Raw genomic sequence first — 22351 nt, 5'->3', positions numbered from 1 at the left:
ATGATTTAATAGCTTAACAACACCTGTTAAGATATTACTCCAAGTTTCCACACGCACCGAAAGGAAGGCCGCATGACTTCGCCCGCGACCGTCTTGCCCCGTTGGACCCTCTTCGCGCCGATCATTAGCTGGATCGTGCTCGGTGCCGCCTATGCGATGCCGGGCAACGCGCTGCTGCTCGCGCTGGTCGGCGTGTCGCTGTGCGCGGCCGTGTTTGCCGCCGTCCATCATGCCGAAGTGGTCGCGCATCGTGTCGGCGAGCCGTTTGGCACGCTGGTGCTCGCGGTCGCCGTCACGGTGATCGAAGTGGCGCTGATCGTCTCGGTGATGCTGACGTCCGGTCCCGAGAAAGCCGGCCTCGCGCGCGATACGGTATTCGCGGCCGTGATGATCGTCTGCAACGGGCTCGTCGGGCTATGTCTGCTGGCCGGTGGCATCCGCCATCTGGAACAGGACTTCCAGAGCCGCGGCGCGGCGGCCGCGCTGGCGGTGCTCGCATCGCTGTCGGTGCTGACGCTCGTGATGCCGAACTTCACGACGACCAGCCCCGGGCCGGTCCTGTCGCCGTCGCAGCTCGCGTTTGCCGGTGTATCGTCGCTGGTGCTGTACTGCGTGTTCGTGTTCGTGCAGACGGTGCGCCATCGCGACTACTTCCTCGCCGGCGTGGCCGACGAAGACGTCCATGCCGAGCCGCCGGGCGCGCGCCTCGCGGCCATTAGCGGCGTGCTGCTGCTGGTCAGTCTGGTCGCGGTCGTGCTGCTCGCGAAAGTGCTGTCGCCAGTGGTCGAATCCGCGGTGCTGGGCGCGGGCGCGCCGCCGGCGGTGGTCGGGATCGTGATTGCGTCGCTAGTGCTGTTGCCGGAAGGACTCGCGGCACTGCGCGCGGCGCGCGCCGATCGTCTGCAGACCAGCCTGAACCTCGCGCTCGGCTCGGCGCTGGCGAGTATCGGCCTGACCATTCCCACCGTCGCCGGCGTGTTCCTTTATATCGGTCAGCCCATCGTGCTCGGCATCAACGGCAAGGACATGGTGCTGCTCGCGCTCACGCTGGTGGTCGCCACGCTGACCCTGAGCACCGGACGCACGACGATTCTGCAAGGCGCCGTGCATCTATCGCTATTCGCGGCTTATCTGTTCTTGTCGTTCGCGCCTTGAACTGATGTCCTATCCGACGCTGGGGCGGACGGTGACTCACTCGTCCCAGTGCTCGACCATCCAGTCGCGGAACAGATTCAGCTTCTGCTGTTGCGCGACCGATTCCGGATACACGAAGTAATAGCGCCAGCCGGTCTTCAGCACGGTGTCGAACGGCCGGATCAGGCGCCGCGCCGCGACGTCCTCGTCGATCAGCGCGAGATCGCTGATCGCGATGCCGAAGCCCTGCGCGGCGGCATTGGTCGCCATGTCGAGCGTATCGAAGCTGGGGCCGAGTTCCGCGTCGATCGTGGCGGCACCCGTCGCATCGGTCTCCGCGACTTTCGCGAGCCACATCTTCCAGTCGCGGTGATCGCGCGTCGGATGCAGCAGCGTGTGCCGCGCGAGATCGGCCACCTGCGCGAGCGGCTTGTCCTTCAGCAGCTCGGGCGTGCAGACCGGCGTCAGACGCTCCTCGAACAGCGACACTGCCTGCACGTCCGCACCGGGCGACGAACCGTAGATGATCGCCGCGTCGAACGGCTCGCTCTGGAAATCGACGTCGTGCTGCCAGGTGGTCGTGATCTGCACGTGCAGATCGGGATACTCGGACTGGAAGCGCATGATCTTCGGCAGCATCCAGCGCATCACGCAGGTCGGCACCTTCAGCGCGAGATCGGTGCGCTGTCGCGTCAGGCGCAGCGACATTTCCTCGATCCGCGCGAAGCTCTCCTTGACCGTCGGCAGCAGCATTTCGCCCTCGGCGGTCAGCGTCAGCCCCTTGGCGTGACGCTTGAACAGCGGAAACTTGTAGTACTCCTCGAGCGCGATGATTTGCCGGCTGACCGCGCCTTGCGTCAGGCACAGATGGTCCGCGGCACGCGTGAAGCTGCGATGCCGCGCGACAGTTTCGAAAATCTGCAGCGCGTTGAGCGGCGGTAGGCGTCGCATCGGATGTCGTCCTGGATCAGAAAAAATCATTGCGCGGCTGCGGCAGCGCGCGTCGCCGCCATGCCCGTTATGCCCACAGCATACGCGATTGGCGGCGCGCGCACGAGCCGGCGCGCGGGCGAACCCGTATGCGTTCGGCTCATGGCGCGCGAAAATGCGCGTTCCGGCCGATGTCGCACCGCCGTGGTGCGAAAGACCTGCGGCACCCGCACCAGAACCGAGCTTTCCTCATACCTCGGTGCACCTTGTATTCACCGGTCAAAGATGGACGTTAACCCGCATGCACCGTCGCCCGTAGTCTCCTGTCGCGTCGCTGAACCGCACGCCGCCGCGCCCGCGCACCGCGAGCCATGAGCGCAGGTCATGCCACCCATGCGCATTTTTCGATTGTTGCGTGATTTTGGCAAACCTACAGTGCCTCCACGCACGGTTCATCCGGCAGCGGTCATAGCGATTCATGGGCAACGGGCGTTCATCACAGGAGACCGTCATGCAGCAGATCAAACGCGGTAGAAGGCAGGCCATCAAGACGATCGGTACGGCGCTCGCGGCATCCGCTCTGCCGATGCCGTTCCTCAATCTGCGCGCACAGGAGCACAACTTCAGCGGCAAGACGCTGCGCATCCTGACATGGTCCGACGATACCGGCACGGCCGCGCTGCGCAACATCGCCGCGACCTTCACCGCGAAGACCGGCGCGAAGGTGATCGCCGATCGCGCCGACGGCACCTCCGGCATGGTCGCGAAAGTCAAGGCGGCGGGCGAGCGCCCGACCTACGACGTGATCACGCTCGCCGGCGTCGGCGCGGCCGGCCTCGCCGACGCGAACCTGCTGATGAAGCCCGAGCTCGACCGCCTGCCGAACCTGAAAGACGTCGCGCCGCAATACCGCACCGGCGCGAACGGCTTCGGCGTCGGCTATCTGTTGTGGTCCGACGGCCTCATCTACAACACCGCGACGGTCAAGACGCCGCCTTCGTCTTACGAGGCACTGTGGGACCCGAAATACGGCGGTCGCGTATTCCTGCCGCCGCCCGAGTGGGCCGAAGCGGTCGATCTCGCGATCATCGCCGCGAAGATGAACGGCGGCTCGCAGCAGAACATCGAGCCCGGCTTCAGGAAGCTCGCGCAACTGAAAGACCATGTGATGACGCTCGGCGAGAACCCGAACCAGGTGGCCGACCTGTTCCGCACCGGCTCGCTCGACATCGGCGGCATCTACTCGCCGGCGTTTTTTCCGGACCAGATCCGCAAGCCCGAGTACAAGATGGGCGTCACCTACGGCATGAAGGAAGGCTTCGCGACGCAGCTGATGTTCACGGTGATCCCGAAAGCGCATCCGGGCGACAGCGACCTGATCCACGCGTTCATCAATCATTCGCTCGACGCCGGCGTGCAAGGCCGCATGGCCGCCGACGTGCTGAACGGCCCGGTCAATTCGAAAGCGATGATTCCGGCCGAGAGCCGCGCGTTCGTGCCGAGCCCGCAGCAGATCGCCGAGAAAGCCGTGCTGCATGACGACAAGGCGCTCGCCGTCGTGCAGCCGGCGTGGATCAAGCGCTACACCGAAATCTTCTCGGCGTAACCACGATGCTCGCGCGCTTCCCGCGGCGTGCCGCGATGATGCCGGACGAAGCGGCGCCGGGTCCGACGCCCGGCGGCGCTGCCTGCGCTTCCGTAATCGTCGAGACTGCCTTGACCGCCCCCGCTGGTGGCGCAACGACGCTCGCGAAAGCCCGGCCGTGGCTGCTGCTCGCGCCGATCCTGGTGTTTCTGGCGATCCTCGGCGCGGCCGCGCTGGTCGTGCTGCGCATGAGCTTCGGCACGTCAGGCAACGAATGGCGCAGCTTCACGCTGCAGAACTACGCGGACCTGCTCGACGGCTACTTCCTGAAGTCGTTGTGGCTGACGCTGCGGCTCGCGTTCCAGAGCATGCTGTGCGCGGTCGTGCTCGCGATTCCGGTTGCGCTCGCGATGGCGCGCACGACCTCGCGGCTCGCGCGCCGGCTGCTGCTCGCGGGTGTGCTGCTGCCGCTGCTGGTCAATCTGCTGCTGCAAGGCTATGGCTGGCTGGTGATCCTCGGCCCGGCGGGCCTGCTCAATCACGCGTTGCTCGCGAGCGGGTTCGTCGAGCGTCCGGTCATGTGGCTGTATCGCGAGCATGGCGTACTGCTGGGGCTGATCCAGACCGCGTTTCCGCTCGCCGTTCTGCCGCTGTCCAGCGCGATGCGTGCGGTGTCGATCTCGTACGAGGAAGCCGCCGCGACGCTCGGCGCAACGCGTTGGCAAACGCTGCGCCACGTGCTGTTGCCGCTCGCGATGCCGGGCCTCGTGTCGGGTGCGCTGCTGGTGTTCGCGTATAACGCGAGCGCGTTTGCGGTGCCGCTGCTGCTCGGCGGCCGGCGCGTGCCGATGCTCGCCGTGCTCGTGCACGATCAGGTCGCACCGCTGTTGAACTGGCCGGCGGCCTCCGCTTCGGGCGTCGTGCTGATGGTCGCGACGCTCGCCGTGATGGCGCTCTCGCAACGGCTCGTGCGCCGCACCCAACGTCTGACCGGGGAGCCTCACTCATGAGCACGCCGCTGCCAGCTTCGCGCCTGCCGCGCACCGAACCTCGTTCGCCGCGCTTCCCGCGCCTGCCCGATACGATGCCCGGCCAGCTCCGCCGCGCAACCGCGCTCGTGGCCGGCGTCGTGCTGTTTCTCGCCGCGCTGCCGATCCTGACGATGATCGCGATGTCGTTCAGCGCGGCCGACACGCTCGAATTCCCGCCGCACGCGTACAGCCTGCACTGGTATCGCGCGGCGTGGCACAGCTTCGTGTCGCCGGACGCGACCGATACGCTGTCGATGGGCGCCGCGCTGATCACGAGCCTCATCGTCGCGCTATCGACGATGCTGATGGCGACGCTGGTCTCCGTGCCCGCCGCGTATGCACTGTCGCGCTACCGTTTTCGCGGCAAGCCGGCGGTCGAGCAGCTGGTCGCGCTGCCGCTCGTCTATCCGCTCGTGATGCTCGGCCTGTCGCTGCTGCTGGTGTTCAACGTGCTGCCGGTCGAGCTGGGCGTCGGCCGGCTGATCATCGCGCATGTGATCCTGGCGCTGCCGTTCACGGTGAAGAACTGCGCGGCGTCGGTCGCATCGATCGGCCCCGAGTTCGAGGAAGCCGCGCTCGTGATGGGCGCGAACCCCAGCCGCGCGCTCGTCGACGTGGTGCTGCCGCTGATGCGCCCCGGCATTCTCGCCGGCATGCTGTTCGCGTTCATCGTGTCGTTCAACGAGTTCACGGTTACGTTCTTCCTGTATAGCATCGACACGATGACGCTACCCGTGTGGCTCTATAGCCGCACGGTGTCGTCGCTCGATCCGACCGTGTTCTGTTTCGCGGTGGTCATCGTTGCGATCGACTTCGCGCTGATCTGGCTATTGGAAAAGCTGATCGGCGACGAAGGCGTCGCGCTGTGAACCCGCCACCTTGCTGGAGCCTGCGATGACCCATCTGACCTTGCAAGCCGTCACGCGGCGCTTCGGCGCCGTGCATGCCGTCGACGACGTCGACCTGAGCGTGCCCGACGGCAAGCTCGTCTGCTTCCTCGGCCCGTCAGGCTGCGGCAAGACCACGCTGCTGCGGATGATCGCCGGGCTCGAAACGCCGAGCTCGGGCAGCATCCATTTCGCCGGCCGCGACATCACGTGGCTGCCGGCCAACCGGCGCGACTTCGGCATGGTGTTCCAGTCGCTCGCGCTGTTTCCGCACATGACGGTCGCGCAGAACGTCGCGTATCCGCTGAAGCTGCGCAAGGTCGCAAGAGAGAAGCAAACGCGCCGCGTCGCCGAACTGCTCGAACTGATCCGGCTGCCGCACATGGCGAACCGGCCGGTCACGCAGTTGTCGGGCGGACAGCGTCAGCGCGTCGCGATCGCGCGCGCGATTGCTTCGGAGCCTCAACTGCTGCTGCTCGACGAACCGCTGTCCGCGCTCGACGCCAAGCTGCGCGAAGCGATGCAGGTCGAAATCCGCTTGCTGCAGCAACGCCTCGGCATAACGACGATCATGGTCACGCACGACCAGCGCGAAGCGATGACGATGGCCGACGAGATCGTCGTGATGGAGAAAGGCCGCATCGCGCAGGTCGGCAAGCCCCTCGACATCTACCGCGATCCCGTCAGCGAGTTCGTCGCCGACTTCATCGGGCTCGGCAATATCCTGCCGGTGCAGTACGACGGCGCGGGCGTCGTGAGCCTGCCGGGCGGACGGCGCATCGCGGTGACGCCGAGCCCGAGCGCGCCGCTCGCCGATGCGCGGCAGCCGGTTGCGAGCGGCGACGCGATCCGCCTGTTGATCCGCCCCGAGGACATCTGCGTGAAGGCGGCCACGGAGACACCGGACGCGAACCGGCTGCCCGGCACCGTCATATTCATTCGCGACGTCGGCGCCTCGCTCGAAGCGACGATCGATTGCGCGGGCTTCACGCTGACCGCCGCGACCACGCCGCGCGAAACGCCCGGGCTCGCGCTCGGCATGCCGGTGCTCGCCGAGCTGCCGCCGCACGCCTGCAAGCTGATCGCAGCGCGCACCGCCTGATACCCGAACCCATCCCACACGCTTCGCTTTGATAAAACCGCATGACGACAGAGGACCAGATGATGAACCAGCGCCCCGCTCTCCAATCGACCCGCCGCGTATTCGCGACCCTCGCCGCGACGCTCGCAATCACCGCACTCGCCGCGCTGCCATCGGCCGCGCATGCCGACGCGCTCGACGACATCGCGAAGTCCGGCACCGTGCGCATCGGCGTGTTTGAAGACTATCCGCCGTTCGGCTCGATCGGTCCGGACATGAAGCCGGTCGGGTACGACATCGACGTCGCCAATCTGATCGGCAAGGCGCTCAACGCGAAGGTCGAACTGGTACCGGTGACTGGCGACAACCGCATGGCCTTCCTCGCCGATCGCAAGGCCGACATGCTGCTGTCGGTCGGCCAGACGCCAGAGCGCGAAAAAGTAATCGATTTCTCGCAACCGTACGCGCCGTACTACCTCGCGGTGTTCGGCCCGAAGTCGCTGCCGGTGAAGAACGCCGCCGATCTCGGCGGCAAGTCGATCTCGGTCGCGCGCGGCACGCTCGAAGACCTGAGCGTCACGAAGATCGCGCCGCCGTCGGCGAACATCAAACGTTTCGACGATCCGAACGGCGCTATTTCGGCGTTTCTTTCTGGTCAGGTACAGTTGATGGTGGTCGGCAACGACGTCGGCGCGACGATTCTCGCGCGGCATCCGGCGAACGATCCGGAGCAGAAGTTCGCGCTGTTCAGCTCGCCCGATCACGTCGGTCTGAACAAGAACGAGCCGCGCCTGAAGGCGAAGGTCGACGAAACGATTGCCAAAGCCCGCAAGGACGGCACGATGAACGCGATCTCGCAGAAGTGGCTGCGCGCGCCGCTGCCGGCCGATCTCTGAAACCCGTGGCGCGGTGCTGTGAAGTCCGCGCCGCAAACTGATCCTACGATGGGCACGAGGCCATGACTTACGCGTTCGATTTCACCGGCTTCGGCCTCTATGCGGGGATGCTCGCGCGCGGCGCCGCCGTGACGCTCGGTCTCACCGCCGTGTCGACCCTGGCGGGCGGGCTCGTCGGCATCGCCGGCGCGAGCATTGCGGCGGCGGGGCCGAAGTGGGCGCGCTGGCTGGTCGCGAGCTACGTCGAACTGATCCGCAACACGCCGTTTCTCGTGCAGCTGTTCTTCGTGTTCTTCGGCCTGCCGAGCCTGGGCATTCATATCGACGAGGTTCAGGCGGCGATTCTCGCGATGAGCGTCAATCTCGGCGCGTATGCGACCGAGATCGTGCGCGCCGGCATCGATTCGATTTCGCGCGGCCAGGTGCAGGCCGCCCAGGCGCTCGGCCTGCAGGGACGCCAGGTGTTCCGCTACGTCGTGCTGCCGCAGGCGCTCGCCAACGTGTTTCCCGCGCTGCTCGGCCAGGTGCTGATCGTGATGCTCGGCTCGGCCGTCGTGTCGCAGATTTCGGTGCCCGACCTGACCTATGCCGCGAACTTCATCCAGTCGCGCAACTTCCGCTCGTTCGAGAGCTACGTGATCATCACGGCGACCTATCTGCTGATGTCGATCGTGCTGCGGCAGCTGTTGAACCGCTTCGGGCGCGGGCTGTTCGCGGGCCGCGCGGTCCGTGGCCACAGCGGTAGTAACAACAGTAGCGGCAACGACGGCTTGCCGCGCAACTGGCGCAGCCGCCTGATGTGGCGCGGCGCGCGCACCCTGCCGACGGAGCGCTGATCATGGTCGAATTCACGCTGTGGGATATCGCCCGCAATCTGCTGCTCGCCGCGCGCTGGACGGTGCTGCTGTCGCTGATCGCGTTCGTCGGCGGTGGGGTTGTCGGGCTCGTGCTGCTCGCGATGCGCGTGTCGCCGATCGCGTGGCTGCGCCGCATCGTCGTGCTGTACGTCGAGGTGTTTCAGGGCACGCCGCTCTTGATGCAGCTCTTTCTCGCGTTCTTCGGTTTGCCGCTCATCGGCATCGACGTGTCGCCGTGGGCCGCCGCGGCCGTCACGTTAACGCTCTATACGAGCGCTTATCTGGTCGACATCTGGCGCGGCTGCGTCGAAGCGGTGCCGCGCGGTCAGTGGGCGGCCGGCGCGAGCCTCGGCATGACGTTCGGCCAGCAGTTGCGCTATATCGTGTGGCCGCAGGCACTGAAAATCGCGGTCGCGCCGACCGTCGGTTTTCTCGTGCAGGTGGTGAAGAGCACTGCGCTCGCGTCGATCATCGGCTTTATCGAACTGACGAAGACCGGCACGATGATCACGAATGCCGCGTTCCGGCCGTTTCCGATTTACGGCATGGTCGCGATGATCTACTTCGCGATGTGTTTTCCGCTGACGTGGTATGCGCGCGTGCTAGAGAAGCGGCAGAAGGTAGGGCAGCATCGCTGAGGTGATAGGGAGTCTATGTGCGGCGCCGGCGTGCGCCGCACGACTGCGTTCAGGGCGCAAACCCCCGCCGATATTGCTATGATTATCATACTGACAATCGTGGCAATTTCGATGGAGGTTTGAATGAGTGCATTGCCCGACAAGAGCGATACGCTTTGCCCGATCGCGTTGTCTCAGGCTGTCATCGGCGATCGCTGGGCTGTTCTGATCCTGCGCGAACTGTTTATGGGCAATCGAAGATTCGACAGTCTGGTGGCACAGTCGCAAGCGACGCCTCAGATGCTCTCGTCCCGGCTCAAACGGCTCGAAGCGGACGGCATGATCGAGCGCAGGCGCTACATGACAACGCCCCCACGTTACGAATACGAACTCACCGAAATGGGCCGAGCGTTCTACCCGGTCATGCTGGCGCTTCGCGAATGGGGCGAAAAGTGGCACAAATCGCAGGGCGACGACGTCGCGGTACGCTTCACGCATGTCACCTGTGGCAACGATGCCGGCATTGGCACTGTTTGCCAGGCCTGCGGCGAACCATTGCGGCGCGAAGATCTGAAGACTGAACTGAGCCCTTCCTACGCGCAGGAGCGCGCGACGCGACAGGACGCAGCAAAGACCGGCAAGTCCGCAACTGATCGCACTCGCTCGCCTAAAACAGGTCCCCGCGAGGTTCGATCGACCGTGAAGTCTCCCGTGAGGCGCCCAAAAGTCCGTTGAATGTCCGACTTAGGCGACCCTGCAATGCGCGACCGTTAAGCGTTCATTCGTCGTTCCGGACTGACTTGATAAGGTTGTTCCGCAACGTCACCACCGACGCCTGAACTTTTGCGAACTCGTCGGACGCAAGGCCCGTGTCGACCGGGTTCATCTTCAGTGCTTTTTCGCGCAACCGCCGGCCGCTCTTCGTGAGACTGATCCGCACCTGGCGCTCATCGCCGGGATCGCGTTGCCTTTCCACATAACCCATCGCCTCAAGCTTCTTCAACATTGGCGTAAGCGTGTTGGACTCGAGAAACAGCTTGGCGCCAAGACCGCTGACGGTCTGGTTGTCCTCCTCCCACAACGCAATGATCGCGATGTATTGCGGGTAGGTAAGTCCGAGTTCCTCGAGTATCGGCTTGTATGCCTTGCCGAAAGCCAGGTTCGCGGAGTACACCGCAAAGCACAGGTAATCGGAAAGCATCAGATTTTCGGGTGCCAGTTGATCCCTGGATTTCATGTGTAGCCTCCTTCGCTGGAGCCTGACGTTTCACGAGATATACATCGCATACGATTATATCGCGCTACAACATATGGCGCATCGCGGCCGGAAGACCACAACCCACCGTGAAGGTCTCGCGGCGAAGAGCGCGCAGTACCGCATCGTAGAACCGCTCTGAGCGCTGCTTCTTTCTCCGTGGCGAACTCATCGACCGTCCGATTGCCGTGACCGGCGCGCAGCAGCAACGAGGATGCGCGACGGCCGAGCGACGGAGGGATGGACGATCTAGTGGTGTGCGAAGAGGTTGTCACGCGACGTCGCGGCGACATGACTGCCTGATTCCGACAGCCCGGAAATCGCACCGCCATACGCCTTCTCCCGTGTAGCTTCGTCCGCGCGTTCCGCCGCGACGGTTCGCAGGCTCTGACCGCTTTGCGATGCCGGTGCGCCCACCGAGGGCTTGTAGAACGGGGCCGGTCCATAGCCGCTGGCGAACGCGGGTGCGGTGACGGACGCGGAAACTGCGACGAGCAGTGCAACGATGAGCTTGGTCTTCATGATGAGAATTCCTTCAAAGATGTTCAGTGAAGGGCACCTGCTCCTGGCAGAGACACGTGCCCTGACGTATTACGCCGTGACGATGTTGGTACTGACCTCGATGTTGCCGCGCACCGACTTCGAGTACGGGCAGATCTGATGGGCCAGGTGCGCGATTTTCTCGACGACTTCCCTTTCCACTCCGGGCACGCGGATGTCGAACTCGGCGCCGAGGAGCCACGCCGCACCGGTCTGCCCGATGTTCACCCGGATGTCGACCGAATAGTCGGGCGGCAGCGTGACCTTCTTCAGTTGGGCCGCCATGCCGAACACGGTGGTGTAGCAGGCCGACCAGGCGCCCGCAAACAGCTGCTCGGCTCTCGGGTGGGGCTCGGTGCCGATGTAGTCGAGGGTCTCGACACCTGGCGCGGTCAGCTTCAGGTCGTAGACGCCGTACTCGCCGCGCTGGGCTGCGGGGTCGCGATTGACCGTGGCGTGGGAGTTACCTGCAGCGAGGACGTTTTCGATCTTTTCCATGATGGATTCCTGTGTGTTTGGGGTATTAAGCGGCTATCAAACGTATTTCACTCTCGCGCGATTACATCGCGTACGATATATATCACGCCGTGACGACGTTCAGGCTGACCTCGATGTTGCCGTGCACGGCCTTCGAGTACGGGCAGATCTGGTGGGCGCGGTTCGCGATCGCCTCGACGACTTCCGCTGCCAGACCCGGCGCGCGGATGGTGAACTGCGCGCCGAGACAGAACCCGTTGCCGACCGTGCCGATACTGACGTTGATATCAACGGAATAGTCGGACGGCAGCGTGACCTTCCTCAGCGAGGCCGCAATCCCGAAGGCGCTGATGTAACAGGCTGACCACGCCCCGGCAAACATCTGCTCGGCTCGCGGGTGCAGTTCGGTGGCAATGAAATCGCGGCTTTCACCGTTGAGCGCCGAGAGCTTCAGGTCGAGCACGCCGTGCTCACCGCGCTGGAGCTCGGGGTCGTGATTGACCGTGGCGTGGGAGTTGCCTGAGAAGAGGACTTGATCGATTCGGGCCATGATGTGTTCCTGTGTAAATAAAGGGGTTAAGCGTCTTAGATCGCATGCGATGTAATCGCTTGCGTCGAATAATGGACAAAGACGCGACCGTTGTCAATCGCAAAAGATTTAATCGTATGCGCTATATCGATAGGACGAGCGAATACTTGCCCTGCCGCCTCGCCGCACTTGACGGTATGAATATCATAGTTATATGCTGCGCCCATTGTCATTGCGAAGCGTGAGAGCTCACGAATCGTCCGACAAAAGCCATCCGGCGCCGGCTGCGCGACGCGATCAGCTGCTGCGCGGAAAGGCGCAGCGCAACGGCTCGGTTAGCGAATGCAGCCTCGTTTCCACCGCATCTCACGCGCACCGCGAGCCGGCGCGCATGCGATACACCATGTGAAAGGAAGGACTATGAAGATCGAAGATGCTGTCGTTTTCGTGACGGGCGCGAACCGCGGGCTTGGCCTCGAGTTCGCGAAACAGGCGCTCGAACGAGGGGCGCGAAAGATTTATGCGGGCGCCCGCAATCCGGCCAGCGTGACATTGCCGGGAGTCGTCCCCGTCAAGCTCGACGTGACCGATCCGGCGGCCGTGGCCGCGGCTGCCGATGCGGCTCGCGACGTCACGCTGCTGATCAACAACGCCGGCATCGCGCGACTCGGCAGCCTGACGGACGACGGCGCGCTCGACGCGTTGCGCGATCACTTCGAAACCAATGTCTTCGGCATCTTGGCGATGTCGCGTGCGTTCGCGGGGAGCCTCGCCGCGAACGGCGGCGGTGCGATCCTGAACGTGCTGTCGGTCGCGAGCTGGGTGAACCGGCCGATTCTGTCTGCCTACGGCGTGTCGAAGTCGGCCGCGTGGGCGCTGACCAACGGCCTGCGCCAATCGCTGCGCGAGCAGCGCACGCAGGTCGTCGGGCTGCATGCAGGCTTTATCGATACGGATCTGGTGCGCGACCTGGAAGTGCCGAAGGCAACGCCGGCCGACGTCGTGCGCCAGGCGTACGAAGCTATCGAGGCCGGCTCGGAGGAAGTGTCCACCGACGAATTCACGCGGCAGGTGAAGGCTGGACTGTCGGCAGGGATCTATCTGAACGACTCGACGCCACGCTGATCGCGCCGAAGCGCTCCCGCCAAAAAAAAGCGGCAACCCTGCGCTGCATGGGTTGCCGCTTTTGCGTTCCGCCGCACTTACCTCTCGATCACCGCCCCGCTTGCGTCGACTGGCGCAACTTCGCCACCTCCGCCGCAGCAACGGCCGGCGCGCCGTTGTTCCATCCCGCGCGCACGAAGCTCAGCACGTCGGCGATCTGCTTGTCGTCGAGCACCGCCGCAAAGCCGGGCATCGGAAACGGCGACGGCACGCCGTTGATCACGAGATCGCCGGTGCCGTTCAGCGTCACGTTGATCAGCGACGAAGCGTCCTTCGCGAGCACGTTCGGATTGCCGGCAAGCGGCGCGAGCATCGGCGCGAAGCCGCGTCCGTCGACACCGTGGCAATGCATGCAATACGCGGTATAGACGCGCGCGCCGGCATCGTTCGCGGGGCGATCGAGCGACACCTTCGTCGCCTGCGGATCGTACGTATAGGCGGGCGCGCCGTTGCCGCCGACCGGTGGCAGCGACTTCAGATACTTCGACACCGCCGCCACGTCCTGATCGTTCAGCGCTTGCGTGCTGTTGTTGATCACGCTCGTCATCGCGCCGAACGCCGACGCATGGCGATTCGCGCCGGTCTTCAGGAACGTGCGCAGATCCTCGTCGCTCCAGCGGCCGAGCCCGGTGTTGTGCTCGCCGGTCAGGTTCGACGCGAACCAGCCGTCGAGCAGCGCGCCGCTCAGGAACGCGCTGCCGCTTTCGTCGAGCGCGCTTTCCTGGAACCCAACGCCGCGCGGCGTGTGACACGACCCGCAATGTCCGAGCCCCTGCACCAGATACGCGCCGCGATTCCATGCGACGTCCTTGCCCGGCTTGTCGCGGTACGGACCCTTCTCCAGAAACGCCATGTTCCAGAACATCAGCGGCCAGCGCATGTTCAGCGGCCACTTGATGTCGGACTCGCGATTCGCCTGCTGCACCGGTGCGACGCCGTGCATGAAGAACGCGTACAGCGCCTTCACGTCGCCGTCGTTGACCTTCGCGTAGGACGGATACGGCATCGCCGGATACAGGTTGTGGCCGTCTTTCGCGACGCCCTCACGCAGCGCCCGCGCGAAGTCCGCCTCCGTATAGCCGCCGATGCCGGTCTGCGCATCGGGCGTGATGTTGGTCACGTAGATGCGGCCCATCGGCGTATTCATCGGCAGGCCGCCGGCGAACGGTTTGCCTTTCGGCGCGGTGTGGCAGGCAGCGCAATCGCCGAGTTGAGCGAGATAGGCGCCGCGTTGCACGAGCGCCTGATCGGCTGCGCCGGCACCCGCCGGAGTTGCGGCACCGGCAGGCGCTTGCGCGAGAAACGGCAACGCGACGCACAATGCCGCGCCAAGACCCTTCAGCATGTTTTTCATGTCGGTCTCCTTTCGCTTCACGCGCTGTGCAGTTGACGGCCAACCGGCAATTGCCGCAGCCGCGTGCCGGTGGCCGCATAGATCGCATTGGTCAGCGCGGGCGCGAGCGCGGCGGTGCCCGGTTCGCCGATGCCGCCGGGCGCCTCGCCGCTCTTGACGAGATGCACGTCGATCGGCGGCGTCTCGTTGATGCGCAAAATCCGGTAGTCGGTGAAGTTGTTCTGCTCGACGCGGCCATCCTTGATCGTGATCTCGCTGTACAGCGCAGCCGTGATGCCGAAGATGATGCCGCCCTGCACCTGCGCCTCGATCGTGTTCGGATTGACGTACATCCCGCAATCGACCGCGCAGTTGACGCGCTTGACCGTGACCTCGCCCTGCTCGACCGCGACCTCGACGACGATCGCGAAGAAGCTGCCGAACGCGTGCATCACCGAGATGCCGCGCCCTTGCCCCTTCGGCAGCGCACTGCCCCAGTTGCCGGCTTGCGCGGCCACGTTCAGCACGTTCAGCGCGCGCGGCGATTTGCCGAGCAGATTGCGCCGGTACTGCACCGGATCGATCTTCGCGTGCGCGGCGAGCTCGTCGATGAAGCTCTCGACGACGAATGTGCCGCGCGTCGGCCCGACGCCGCGCCAGAACGCGGTGGGCACCGCGTGCGGTTCCACGCGCACGTAGTCGACCAGCTGGTTCGGCAGGTCGTACGGCAGATCGGCGGCGACTTCCACCGCGTCGGGATCGAGCCCGTTCTTGAACGCGGGCGGCGCAAAGCGCGCCATGATCGACGAACCGGCAATGCGATGCTGCCACGCGATCGGTTTGCCGTTCGCGTCGAGCCCGGCCGAGATCGTGTCGTAGTAGTACGGCCGGTACATGTCGTGCTGGATGTCTTCCTCGCGCGTCCACAGCACCTTGACCGGCGTCGACACCTGTTTGCCGACCTTCACGGCCTGCGTGACCATGTCGATTTCGAGGCGCCGCCCGAAGCCGCCGCCGAGCAGATGGTTGTGCACGATGATCTTGTCGGCAGGCAAGCCGGTGACCGCGGCCGCCGCATCGACGACGCGCGTCGGCACCTGCGAGCCCAGCCAGATTTCGCACGCGTCGCCGCGCACGTGAACCGTGGCGTTGACCGGCTCCATCGTCGCGTGCGCGAGGAACGGCTGCTGGTAGATCGCGTCCACGCGCGACTTCGCATCACCGAACGCGCGGCCGACGTCGCCGTCCTTGCGCGCCACCGCGCCGCCATGTTGCGAGGCCGCCGCGAGATCGTCGACGATGCGCTTCATCGATACCTGCGCGCCCGCGCCTTCGTTCCACTTGATATCGAGCGCCTGCAAGCCGCGCTTCGCGGCCCACGTGTGGTCACCGATCACCGCGACCGCGTTGTCGAGCTTGATGACTTCGCGCACGCCGGGGATCTTCTTCGCATGCGTAGCGTCGACGCTCGCGAGCGTGCCGCCGAACACCGGACAGTTCGCGATCGCCGCGTAGACCATGCCGGGCAAGCGCACGTCGAGGCCAAACTGCGCGGTGCCGTCGACTTTCTCCGGCGAATCGAGACGCTTCGCCGGCGTGCCGATCAGCTTGAAATTCTTCGGGTCTTTCAACGGCACGTTCTGCGGCGCGGGCAGCGCGGCGGCGGCCTGCGCGAGCTGGCCATAGCTCGCGCTGCGATTGCTGGCCGCGTGGATCACCTGCCCGCCTTGCGCATGGCAACTGGCCGGATCGACCTGCCACTGCTGCGCGGCCGCGTTGATCAGCATCACGCGCGCAGTCGCGCCTGCGCGGCGCATCGGCTCCCACGCGAAGCGAATCGACGTCGAGCCGCCGGTCAACTGGCCGCCGAGCAGCGGGTCCATGAAGAGCTTTTCGTTGGGCGGCGCGTGATCGAGCGTGACCGAGTCGAGCGGGACTTCGAGTTCTTCGGCGATCAGCATCGGAATCGATGTATAGACGCCCTGACCCATCTCGACCTTCGGTATCACTAGCGTGACCTTGCCGGCGGTGTCGATCTGGATGAACGCGTTCGGCGCGAACACGCCGCTTTGCGGCGCCTCGTTCGCATCGCCGCCGATCACGCTCTTGCCCGCCTTCTGATCCTGGCTCGCGGCCGGCATGCTGAAGCCGAGCAGCAGACCGCCGCCGGCCGCGGCGCCGACCGTCACGCCGAACTTGAGGAACGTGCGCCGCGAGATGCCGCGCGCACGCGGCGTGTCGGTGTCGGACGGCTGTGCGCCGTTCTGTGCATCGAGCAATCCCTGGGACATGTCAGGCCCCCTTCGCGGCTTGCTTGATCGCCGCGCGCACGCGGTGATAGGTGCCGCAGCGGCAGATGTTGCCCGCCATCGCGGCGTCGATGTCGGCGTCGCTCGGATTGGGATTGCGCGCGAGCAGCGATGCCGCCGACATCACCTGCCCGGACTGACAGTAGCCGCATTGCACGACGTCGAGCTCACGCCAGGCCTGCTGCACTTTCTGGCCGGTGGGCGTCGCGCCGACCGCTTCGATCGTGATGATCTTGCGCTCGCCCACCGCCGCCGCCGGAAACACGCACGACCGCACCGCGACGCCATCGACATGCACGGTGCATGCGCCGCACTGCGCGATGCCGCAGCCGAACTTGGTGCCGGTCAGCCCGACGAGATCGCGCAGCACCCACAGCAGGGGCATGTCGGGCGGGGCATCGACGGTATGGGTTTCGCCGTTGATATTGAGCGTTGTCATGAGCGGCTCCGGTGGGGGATGTTGTTGTGGTCACGCGATTTAGATCGCGACGCCGCACCAGACCGCGAACATGCACCGGTTTTGTTCGGCATGTCGCGCTAATTCGCGATGAAATGCGGTCTGTGATCGAGCGGGTGTCGCCAGAAAACCGGCCGATTGTAGTCGTGTCGAAAGAACTTCGCTTTGGCGGTGCCAGGCGGCACGTCGCATGCTATGCGGGCTGCATCGCATGTGTCGGCGGGGGCGATGCGTTACCATCGATGGATCGATCCGTTAGCGTGATCGCGCGACCCGCTGCATCGCACCGAGTGGTGTTGCGACGCGCGATTCCGTCGAGTCACCTCAGCCGCTGGAGCCGCCGATGAACGACCCGCAATGCACTCAATTCCTCACGGATATTCGCCGACCATTGCTTGCGCTGCACAAGGCGATTCTCGATCACGAACGCGCCGTATACGAAAAGGAGTTCGGCCCGGTGACGCCGGCGGCATTCCTGCAGGTGCTGATCAACGGTTCGGGGTTTCGCTGGCTGACGCCGCTATCGACGGTGATCGCGAGCGTCGACGAAATTCTCGACGACGCGGAAGCGGAGGCCGGCGACCGTCTCGCGACCGCCGAGGCCGTGATCGGACTGTTCTCTCCCGACCAACCGAACAACCACTTCCTGCCGCGTTATCTGCCGCTGTTGCAGGCCGATCCGGCGATCCTGCATTACCACGGCGAGGTAGCGCGATTGCTGCGCGGCGTGCAAACGACGTAACAGCGATTCGCGCAGAGCACGGCGGCGGCGCGTGCGCTGCTTGCCGGCTCCTGCATTTCCTCACCGTTGATGAGCGGCCGCGGGTCGCGCCCGCATCGTCGATGGTCGGTACTTTTGCGTGAATCGAGCGGAATGCGCTGACGTGAAGGTACTTTCGCAGCGATTTATCGACCGCCCAGCGTGAGCGGCCGATCGAATTACCTGGGTTAGCTGAATTAATTCAAGGTGAGCTTTTGCGGGAACGCCGAAGCTCAACTGCGCCCTTGCGGCAGATAGCGCAGCGGATCGACCGGTTTGCCGTCGTGCCGCACTTCGAACCCGACCGACACACGCGAGTTGTTCTCGTCACCCATCTCCGCGATCTGCTGTCCCTTTCGAACGATGTCGCCCATCTTGACCAGCAGCTTGCGGTTGTGCGAATACGCGGTCAGAAAATCCTTGTTGTGTTCGACGATGATCAGGCTGCCATAGCTGTTCAGTCCGGTGCCCGCGTACATGACCTTGCCGTCGGCGGCGGCTCGCACCGGATCGCCCGCTTTGCCGCCGATTTCGATGCCGCGTGTTTCGCCCGGCTGGAACGCTTCGACGACGCTGCCCGCGGCAGGCCACGCGAGTGTCACGCTGCTCGCATGCCGGCGGGTTTCCTGCGTGACCTGGCGGACTTCGGCGGCATCCAGAGCGGGGGCTGCGGACGGCGTCGAAGATTGCGCCGAGGTTTGCGTTGTCGCTTGTGAAGCACCCGGCGCCGCGGCTCGCGCCGCCGCCTTCGCGGCGGCCGCCGCATTGGCCGCCTTCACCGCGCGCACCGTCTCCGGCGACGCGACGTGCAGCACTTGCCCCGGCTTCAGCCGCGCCGACGCCTTCAGCCCATTCCATGCCTGCAACTGCTTGACGCTGATGCGATGATGCTGCGCGACCCGCGCGAGCGTGTCGCCGCGCCTGACCCGATACACGAGCGGCGGCGACTTTTTCAGCGACGCATTATCGCTGGCATCGATCGACAGCGGCGCGGCTGCCGCAGCATCGCCAGACGCTGTTGCCATCGCATTCGCCGCCGGCACGCCGGACGCTGCGTTGGTGCTGTTTGCCACTCCGTTCTGCGCATTCGGCTGCCCGACGTTCGCGCAACCGCTGACCGCCAGCGCGACCCATGCGCCGGCGAGACCGGCCAGGATCGTTCTGTCGAAACGCTTTCTCATTCTGTCCGACTCCTGCTGTATTAGATGCGCAAGCCGGATACGCCGATGCCGCTGACAAGGCGCGCGATCTTCGGCCACGCAGCCTTCCCGACGACACGGCGAAGCTGCCTCGTACGGCGCTCATTCCGTGCCTGCTTGCCGATCAAATTTCTGGCGGAATTCTAAAGTGCCGTTTAATCAAAACGCCCCGCGCCACACACTCTGATACAGACGTTACGAGCCGTATTTCCGCGTTACGACGGCACGTGTTTTGGCACGCCAACGACGCACACATCACCGCTTCGCCGCGGCGCGTTCAGGCTCGTTGACATTCGACTTATCGGCAGACGCGAGGGGAACTTGAATAGTCATGCGCCGAGGCGCAGAGCGCAAAAAAGCCAGCCTTCGAAATTCGAAGGCCGGACGATCTGTATCAGATGAGCGGCGAACTAGAACTTATGCCGGATCGCCGCGCGCACGACGACCTGCTTCGACGTCGACGACGGCGACTGCGTGCCGGGGATGAATGCGAAGTCGAGGATCGACAGTGTGGAATCGCCGGCGACCTGTTGATAGGCGCCCTGCAGATAGAGGTCGGTGCGCTTGGACAGGTTGTAATCGGCCATCAGACCGAACGTATGGATGCGCGGCTTCACACCGCCGTTCGATGCGTCGTAGGTTTCCATCGTGTACACGTACTGCGCGCCGACGAACAGCACCGGCGAGATCTGATACTTGCCGTTGATCTCGAAGTTCTGATACTTGAGCGAGTTCAGCAGCACGCCCGGCGGCGTGACGGGCACGAGCGGCACCAGCGGTTCGATGCCGAGATAGCCGTTTGCGGTCGGCTCCAGATAGTTCGAGTTGCTATAGACGAAACCCGCCGTCGCCGGTCCGAACGTATAGGTGATGCCGCCGCCGAACACGCGCATGCGCGTCGCGACGAAGCCGGCGTCGTTCGTGGCGACCGCGCCGTTCGCGCTGCCGCCCGGATGGTCTGCCTGCAGATAAGCCGCGGCAACCAGCAGCCCGCCATAGGTGTACTGGCCGCCGAAGCTGTACGCGCGATTGTTGGCGAAGCCCGTGTCGTTGCTGAAGCTGTAAGTGCCGCCGAACTGGAAGCCCGAGATCGACGGGCTCGAATACTTGACGGTATTGTTGAGGCGGAACGTGTTGTCGGTGTTGTCGTTGTCGAATGGATGCGAGAACAGCTCGCCGCCCCAATTGCCGTTGGCCGTGGTCTGCGCCAGATAATCGACGACCGAATCGTATTGTCGGCCAAACGTCAGCGTGCCGTACGCCTGCGAGCTGAGTCCGACGAAAGCCTGCCGACCGAACAGGCGAGCGCCCTGTCCGAGCCGCCCGGAATTCAGATCGAAACCATTCTCGAGCTGGAAGATCGCCTTCAGTCCACCACCGAGATCTTCGGAGCCCTTCAGGCCCCAGCGGCTCCCCTGTGCAAGCCCGCTGGCGAGTTCATAAACATGGCCGTGGCCGACGTTGTTCGTATAGTTGATGCCTTCGTCGATCACGCCATACAGCGTGACGCTAGTCTGCGCGGCGGCAGGCACGGCAAGAACGGCAGACGCAGCAATGGAGGCAGCCAGCGCGAACACTTGCTTGTTCATGATGATCTCCCTGCACCTCGAGTGATAGGACAACTCGATCCGGCCGCTTTGTTCTCTTTGCTTTTTATTCTCGTCACTTTCCCAGCAGTTCTGAAGGCTGCTCCCAATGGCTGCGCTTTCCAGAAATCCTCACACGACATCGTCCGGCCGTCCATGAGTGGATGCGCCAAGCATCGGGAATGTTGCTAATTCTCCACTGCGCGTCGTTTCCTCTTTTTTCGTAACGTCGCTTCAGGTAAACGGCAGTCGCTGCTGCCGATCTCGCTGCGTGATTGTCATGAAAGGAAATATAATCCCGTGCCTCTGCTGCTGTGCAACGGAACTCGATGCCGCAGCGAAGGTCATCTTTACAGCCCGCTGACGCGCCGCCTCGAAAAGGCAGCCGAAGTCGGCGACGCGGACCACAGGTGACGCCAGCCCGGATCGCCTTCCCGCCGCAGCACCCAATCCCATATTAAAAAGCCTTGTGAGACGCCCGCCGCGCTGGATCAGCGCGCCGTCGCACGGGGCTGCTTTTGACTCGAACAATGCCTAACAAGCCCTCCTCCCGCCTGATCGAGCTGGACTTTTTCCGCGGACTGGTTCTGCTGATCATCGTCGTCGATCATATTGGCGGCAGCATTCTGTCGCGCGTGACGCTGCACGCGTATGCGCTGTGCGATGCCGCCGAAGTGTTCGTGTTCCTCGGCGGCTTCGCGACCGCCACCGCCTATGCGACGCTCGCCGAGCGGCGCAACGAGACGATCGCGCGTGGCCGCTTCGTGCGCCGCTCGTTCGAGATCTATCGCGCGTTCCTGGTCACCGCCGGGCTGATGCTGCTGGTCAGCGCGGTACTCACCGCATTCAGCATCGACGGGCCGAATCTCGCCACGACCGATCTCGACGACCTGATCGACACGCCGCTTGCCGCGCTGCGCGACATCGTGCTGCTGCGCCGGCAACCGTACCTCGCGTCGGTGCTGCCGATGTACGCGTTCTTCGCGCTGCTGGTCCCCGCAATCCTGCCGCTTGCGCGCAGCAAGCCGTGGCTGCTGGTCGCCGGCAGTGTCGCGCTGTGGGCCGGCGCGCCGGCGATCAGCAAGTACCTGCCCGCCGCGCCCGACATGCACTGGGACTTCAACCCGTTCGCGTGGCAACTGATGTTCGTGCTCGGCGTGCTCACACGCTGCCAGCCGGTGTATCAACGCACCAGCGCGCATCGGTCGGGCTGGCTCGTCAGCGTGCTGGCGTTCGCGGTGGTCGTGGGCGCCGCGTACTACAAGCTCGTGCTGCTGCATGCGCCGCTTGCCGCAAGCTTCAAGGAGAACCTGTCCTACCTGCGCGCGGGCAACTTCCTCGCGATCGCATGGCTCGTCGCCAATCTGATCGAGCTCGGCTGGGCGAAGAAGGTCGCGCGGCGGCTGCCGTGGGTCGGCTTGATCGGCCGTCAGGGCCTGCTGTGCTTCATTGCCGGCGCGGTGATTTCGCTGGTGATCGACTCGGTGCTCTACGCGGCCACCGATGGTTACCTGAACTATCCGCTCGGACTGCTCGCCGACGCGGCCGCGGTCGGCGCGCTGTTCGCCGTCGCGCTGGGCGTGGAACCGCTGAAGCGGATCGTCGGGCGGTTCGTTGACGGACGGCTGCGGACGTCGGGCTGAAGAACTTTGCGCGCATAAAGCGACGTCCGTCCGTCCGCCACTTTCCATCTCAACTCTGGCGTCAATGCTGATAGGATGACG

General features: G+C 64.6%; 22 protein-coding genes. 12 read left to right on the top strand and 10 right to left on the bottom strand.

The window, feature by feature from the left end:
• The first annotated feature begins 72 nt into the window (after nucleotides 1-72).
• The gene (locus GCT19_RS33025) at nucleotides 73-1155 is read left to right on the top strand and encodes a calcium:proton antiporter (protein ID WP_152854276.1); all 1083 of its coding nucleotides are present in this window, start codon (nucleotides 73-75) and stop codon (nucleotides 1153-1155) included.
• A 36-nt stretch (nucleotides 1156-1191) separates the two neighbouring features.
• On the opposite strand, the gene GCT19_RS33020 is transcribed toward GCT19_RS33025, so the two are convergent.
• On the bottom strand, nucleotides 1192-2085 hold the full coding sequence (locus tag GCT19_RS33020) for a LysR substrate-binding domain-containing protein (protein WP_152854275.1): 894 nt from the start codon (nucleotides 2083-2085) through the stop codon (nucleotides 1192-1194).
• A 490-nt stretch (nucleotides 2086-2575) separates the two neighbouring features.
• On the opposite strand from GCT19_RS33020, the gene GCT19_RS33015 reads away from it, so the two are divergent.
• From GCT19_RS33015 to GCT19_RS32980, 8 genes are all read left to right on the top strand, one after another.
• Nucleotides 2576-3670 carry an ABC transporter substrate-binding protein gene (locus tag GCT19_RS33015; RefSeq protein ID WP_018433179.1) on the top strand — a complete coding sequence of 365 codons (1095 nt, stop codon included), beginning with the start codon at nucleotides 2576-2578 and terminating at the stop codon, nucleotides 3668-3670.
• Nucleotides 3671-3675: 5 nt separating this feature from the next.
• Nucleotides 3676-4659, top strand: coding sequence for an ABC transporter permease (locus tag GCT19_RS33010; RefSeq protein ID WP_152854293.1), 984 nt, complete (start codon nucleotides 3676-3678; stop codon nucleotides 4657-4659).
• Complete coding sequence (locus GCT19_RS33005; protein WP_152854274.1) at nucleotides 4656-5549, top strand: ABC transporter permease; 894 nt, start codon at nucleotides 4656-4658, stop codon at nucleotides 5547-5549. Before GCT19_RS33010 ends, GCT19_RS33005 begins: the two co-directional genes overlap by 4 nt.
• Before the next feature lie 25 nt (nucleotides 5550-5574).
• Entirely contained in the window at nucleotides 5575-6669 is a 1095-nt protein-coding gene (locus GCT19_RS33000) for an ABC transporter ATP-binding protein (protein ID WP_018433176.1), read from the top strand.
• Nucleotides 6670-6731: 62 nt separating this feature from the next.
• On the top strand, nucleotides 6732-7544 hold the full coding sequence (locus tag GCT19_RS32995) for a transporter substrate-binding domain-containing protein (protein WP_152854292.1): 813 nt from the start codon (nucleotides 6732-6734) through the stop codon (nucleotides 7542-7544).
• A 62-nt stretch (nucleotides 7545-7606) separates the two neighbouring features.
• Complete coding sequence (locus GCT19_RS32990) at nucleotides 7607-8380, top strand: amino acid ABC transporter permease (protein WP_018433174.1); 774 nt, start codon at nucleotides 7607-7609, stop codon at nucleotides 8378-8380.
• Between the two features lie 2 nt (nucleotides 8381-8382).
• Nucleotides 8383-9039: an amino acid ABC transporter permease gene (locus GCT19_RS32985; RefSeq protein ID WP_152854273.1), complete on the top strand. Its 657-nt coding sequence runs from the start codon at nucleotides 8383-8385 to the stop codon at nucleotides 9037-9039.
• Nucleotides 9040-9162: 123 nt separating this feature from the next.
• Nucleotides 9163-9753: a winged helix-turn-helix transcriptional regulator gene (locus GCT19_RS32980; RefSeq protein WP_152854272.1), complete on the top strand. Its 591-nt coding sequence runs from the start codon at nucleotides 9163-9165 to the stop codon at nucleotides 9751-9753.
• A 43-nt stretch (nucleotides 9754-9796) separates the two neighbouring features.
• On the opposite strand, the gene GCT19_RS32975 is transcribed toward GCT19_RS32980, so the two are convergent.
• The 4 genes from GCT19_RS32975 to GCT19_RS32960 all read right to left on the bottom strand — a co-directional run bounded on the left by GCT19_RS32975 (nucleotide 9797) and on the right by GCT19_RS32960 (nucleotide 11840).
• Nucleotides 9797-10255: a MarR family winged helix-turn-helix transcriptional regulator gene (locus tag GCT19_RS32975; RefSeq protein WP_018433170.1), complete on the bottom strand. Its 459-nt coding sequence runs from the start codon at nucleotides 10253-10255 to the stop codon at nucleotides 9797-9799.
• Nucleotides 10256-10522: 267 nt separating this feature from the next.
• A complete protein-coding gene (locus GCT19_RS32970) occupies nucleotides 10523-10795 on the bottom strand; it encodes a hypothetical protein (protein ID WP_018433169.1) in 273 nt (90 codons plus the stop codon).
• Nucleotides 10796-10864: 69 nt separating this feature from the next.
• Nucleotides 10865-11311 carry an OsmC family protein gene (locus tag GCT19_RS32965; RefSeq protein ID WP_152854271.1) on the bottom strand — a complete coding sequence of 149 codons (447 nt, stop codon included), beginning with the start codon at nucleotides 11309-11311 and terminating at the stop codon, nucleotides 10865-10867.
• A gap of 82 nt (nucleotides 11312-11393) precedes the next feature.
• Nucleotides 11394-11840 carry an Ohr family peroxiredoxin gene (locus tag GCT19_RS32960; protein ID WP_018433167.1) on the bottom strand — a complete coding sequence of 149 codons (447 nt, stop codon included), beginning with the start codon at nucleotides 11838-11840 and terminating at the stop codon, nucleotides 11394-11396.
• Between the two features lie 399 nt (nucleotides 11841-12239).
• Between GCT19_RS32960 and GCT19_RS32955 the strand changes: the two genes are divergently transcribed.
• Nucleotides 12240-12944, top strand: coding sequence for an SDR family oxidoreductase (locus GCT19_RS32955; RefSeq protein WP_152854270.1), 705 nt, complete (start codon nucleotides 12240-12242; stop codon nucleotides 12942-12944).
• Between the two features lie 88 nt (nucleotides 12945-13032).
• Here GCT19_RS32955 and GCT19_RS32950 read toward each other — a convergent pair whose 3' ends face one another.
• From GCT19_RS32950 to GCT19_RS32940, 3 genes are read right to left on the bottom strand one after another with little or no spacing between them, the layout of a single operon-like run.
• Nucleotides 13033-14337, bottom strand: coding sequence for a c-type cytochrome (locus GCT19_RS32950; protein ID WP_152854269.1), 1305 nt, complete (start codon nucleotides 14335-14337; stop codon nucleotides 13033-13035).
• A gap of 17 nt (nucleotides 14338-14354) precedes the next feature.
• Nucleotides 14355-16607: a xanthine dehydrogenase family protein molybdopterin-binding subunit gene (locus GCT19_RS32945; protein ID WP_152854268.1), complete on the bottom strand. Its 2253-nt coding sequence runs from the start codon at nucleotides 16605-16607 to the stop codon at nucleotides 14355-14357.
• 1 nt (nucleotide 16608) lies between these two features.
• The gene (locus GCT19_RS32940) at nucleotides 16609-17064 is read right to left on the bottom strand and encodes a (2Fe-2S)-binding protein (RefSeq protein WP_152854267.1); all 456 of its coding nucleotides are present in this window, start codon (nucleotides 17062-17064) and stop codon (nucleotides 16609-16611) included.
• A 361-nt stretch (nucleotides 17065-17425) separates the two neighbouring features.
• Between GCT19_RS32940 and GCT19_RS32935 the strand changes: the two genes are divergently transcribed.
• Complete coding sequence (locus GCT19_RS32935; protein WP_013091576.1) at nucleotides 17426-17824, top strand: hypothetical protein; 399 nt, start codon at nucleotides 17426-17428, stop codon at nucleotides 17822-17824.
• Nucleotides 17825-18075: 251 nt separating this feature from the next.
• Here the strand turns inward: GCT19_RS32935 and GCT19_RS32930 are convergent, their stop codons facing one another.
• Together GCT19_RS32930 and GCT19_RS32925 are read right to left on the bottom strand one after the other, a co-directional pair.
• The gene (locus GCT19_RS32930; RefSeq protein WP_152854266.1) at nucleotides 18076-19023 is read right to left on the bottom strand and encodes a peptidoglycan DD-metalloendopeptidase family protein; all 948 of its coding nucleotides are present in this window, start codon (nucleotides 19021-19023) and stop codon (nucleotides 18076-18078) included.
• A 428-nt stretch (nucleotides 19024-19451) separates the two neighbouring features.
• On the bottom strand, nucleotides 19452-20630 hold the full coding sequence (locus GCT19_RS32925; RefSeq protein ID WP_152854265.1) for a porin: 1179 nt from the start codon (nucleotides 20628-20630) through the stop codon (nucleotides 19452-19454).
• Between the two features lie 527 nt (nucleotides 20631-21157).
• Here GCT19_RS32925 and GCT19_RS32920 point away from each other — a divergent pair.
• Nucleotides 21158-22270: an OpgC domain-containing protein gene (locus GCT19_RS32920; protein WP_152854264.1), complete on the top strand. Its 1113-nt coding sequence runs from the start codon at nucleotides 21158-21160 to the stop codon at nucleotides 22268-22270.
• The last annotated feature ends 81 nt before the right edge of the window (nucleotides 22271-22351 follow it).

It is taken from the genome of Paraburkholderia atlantica, from assembly GCF_009362785.1.
In the GTDB taxonomy this organism is placed as follows: domain Bacteria; phylum Pseudomonadota; class Gammaproteobacteria; order Burkholderiales; family Burkholderiaceae; genus Paraburkholderia; species Paraburkholderia atlantica.
The sequence above is the reverse complement of the archived record's forward strand: the minus strand, read 5'-3'. Positions and strand labels throughout refer to the sequence as shown.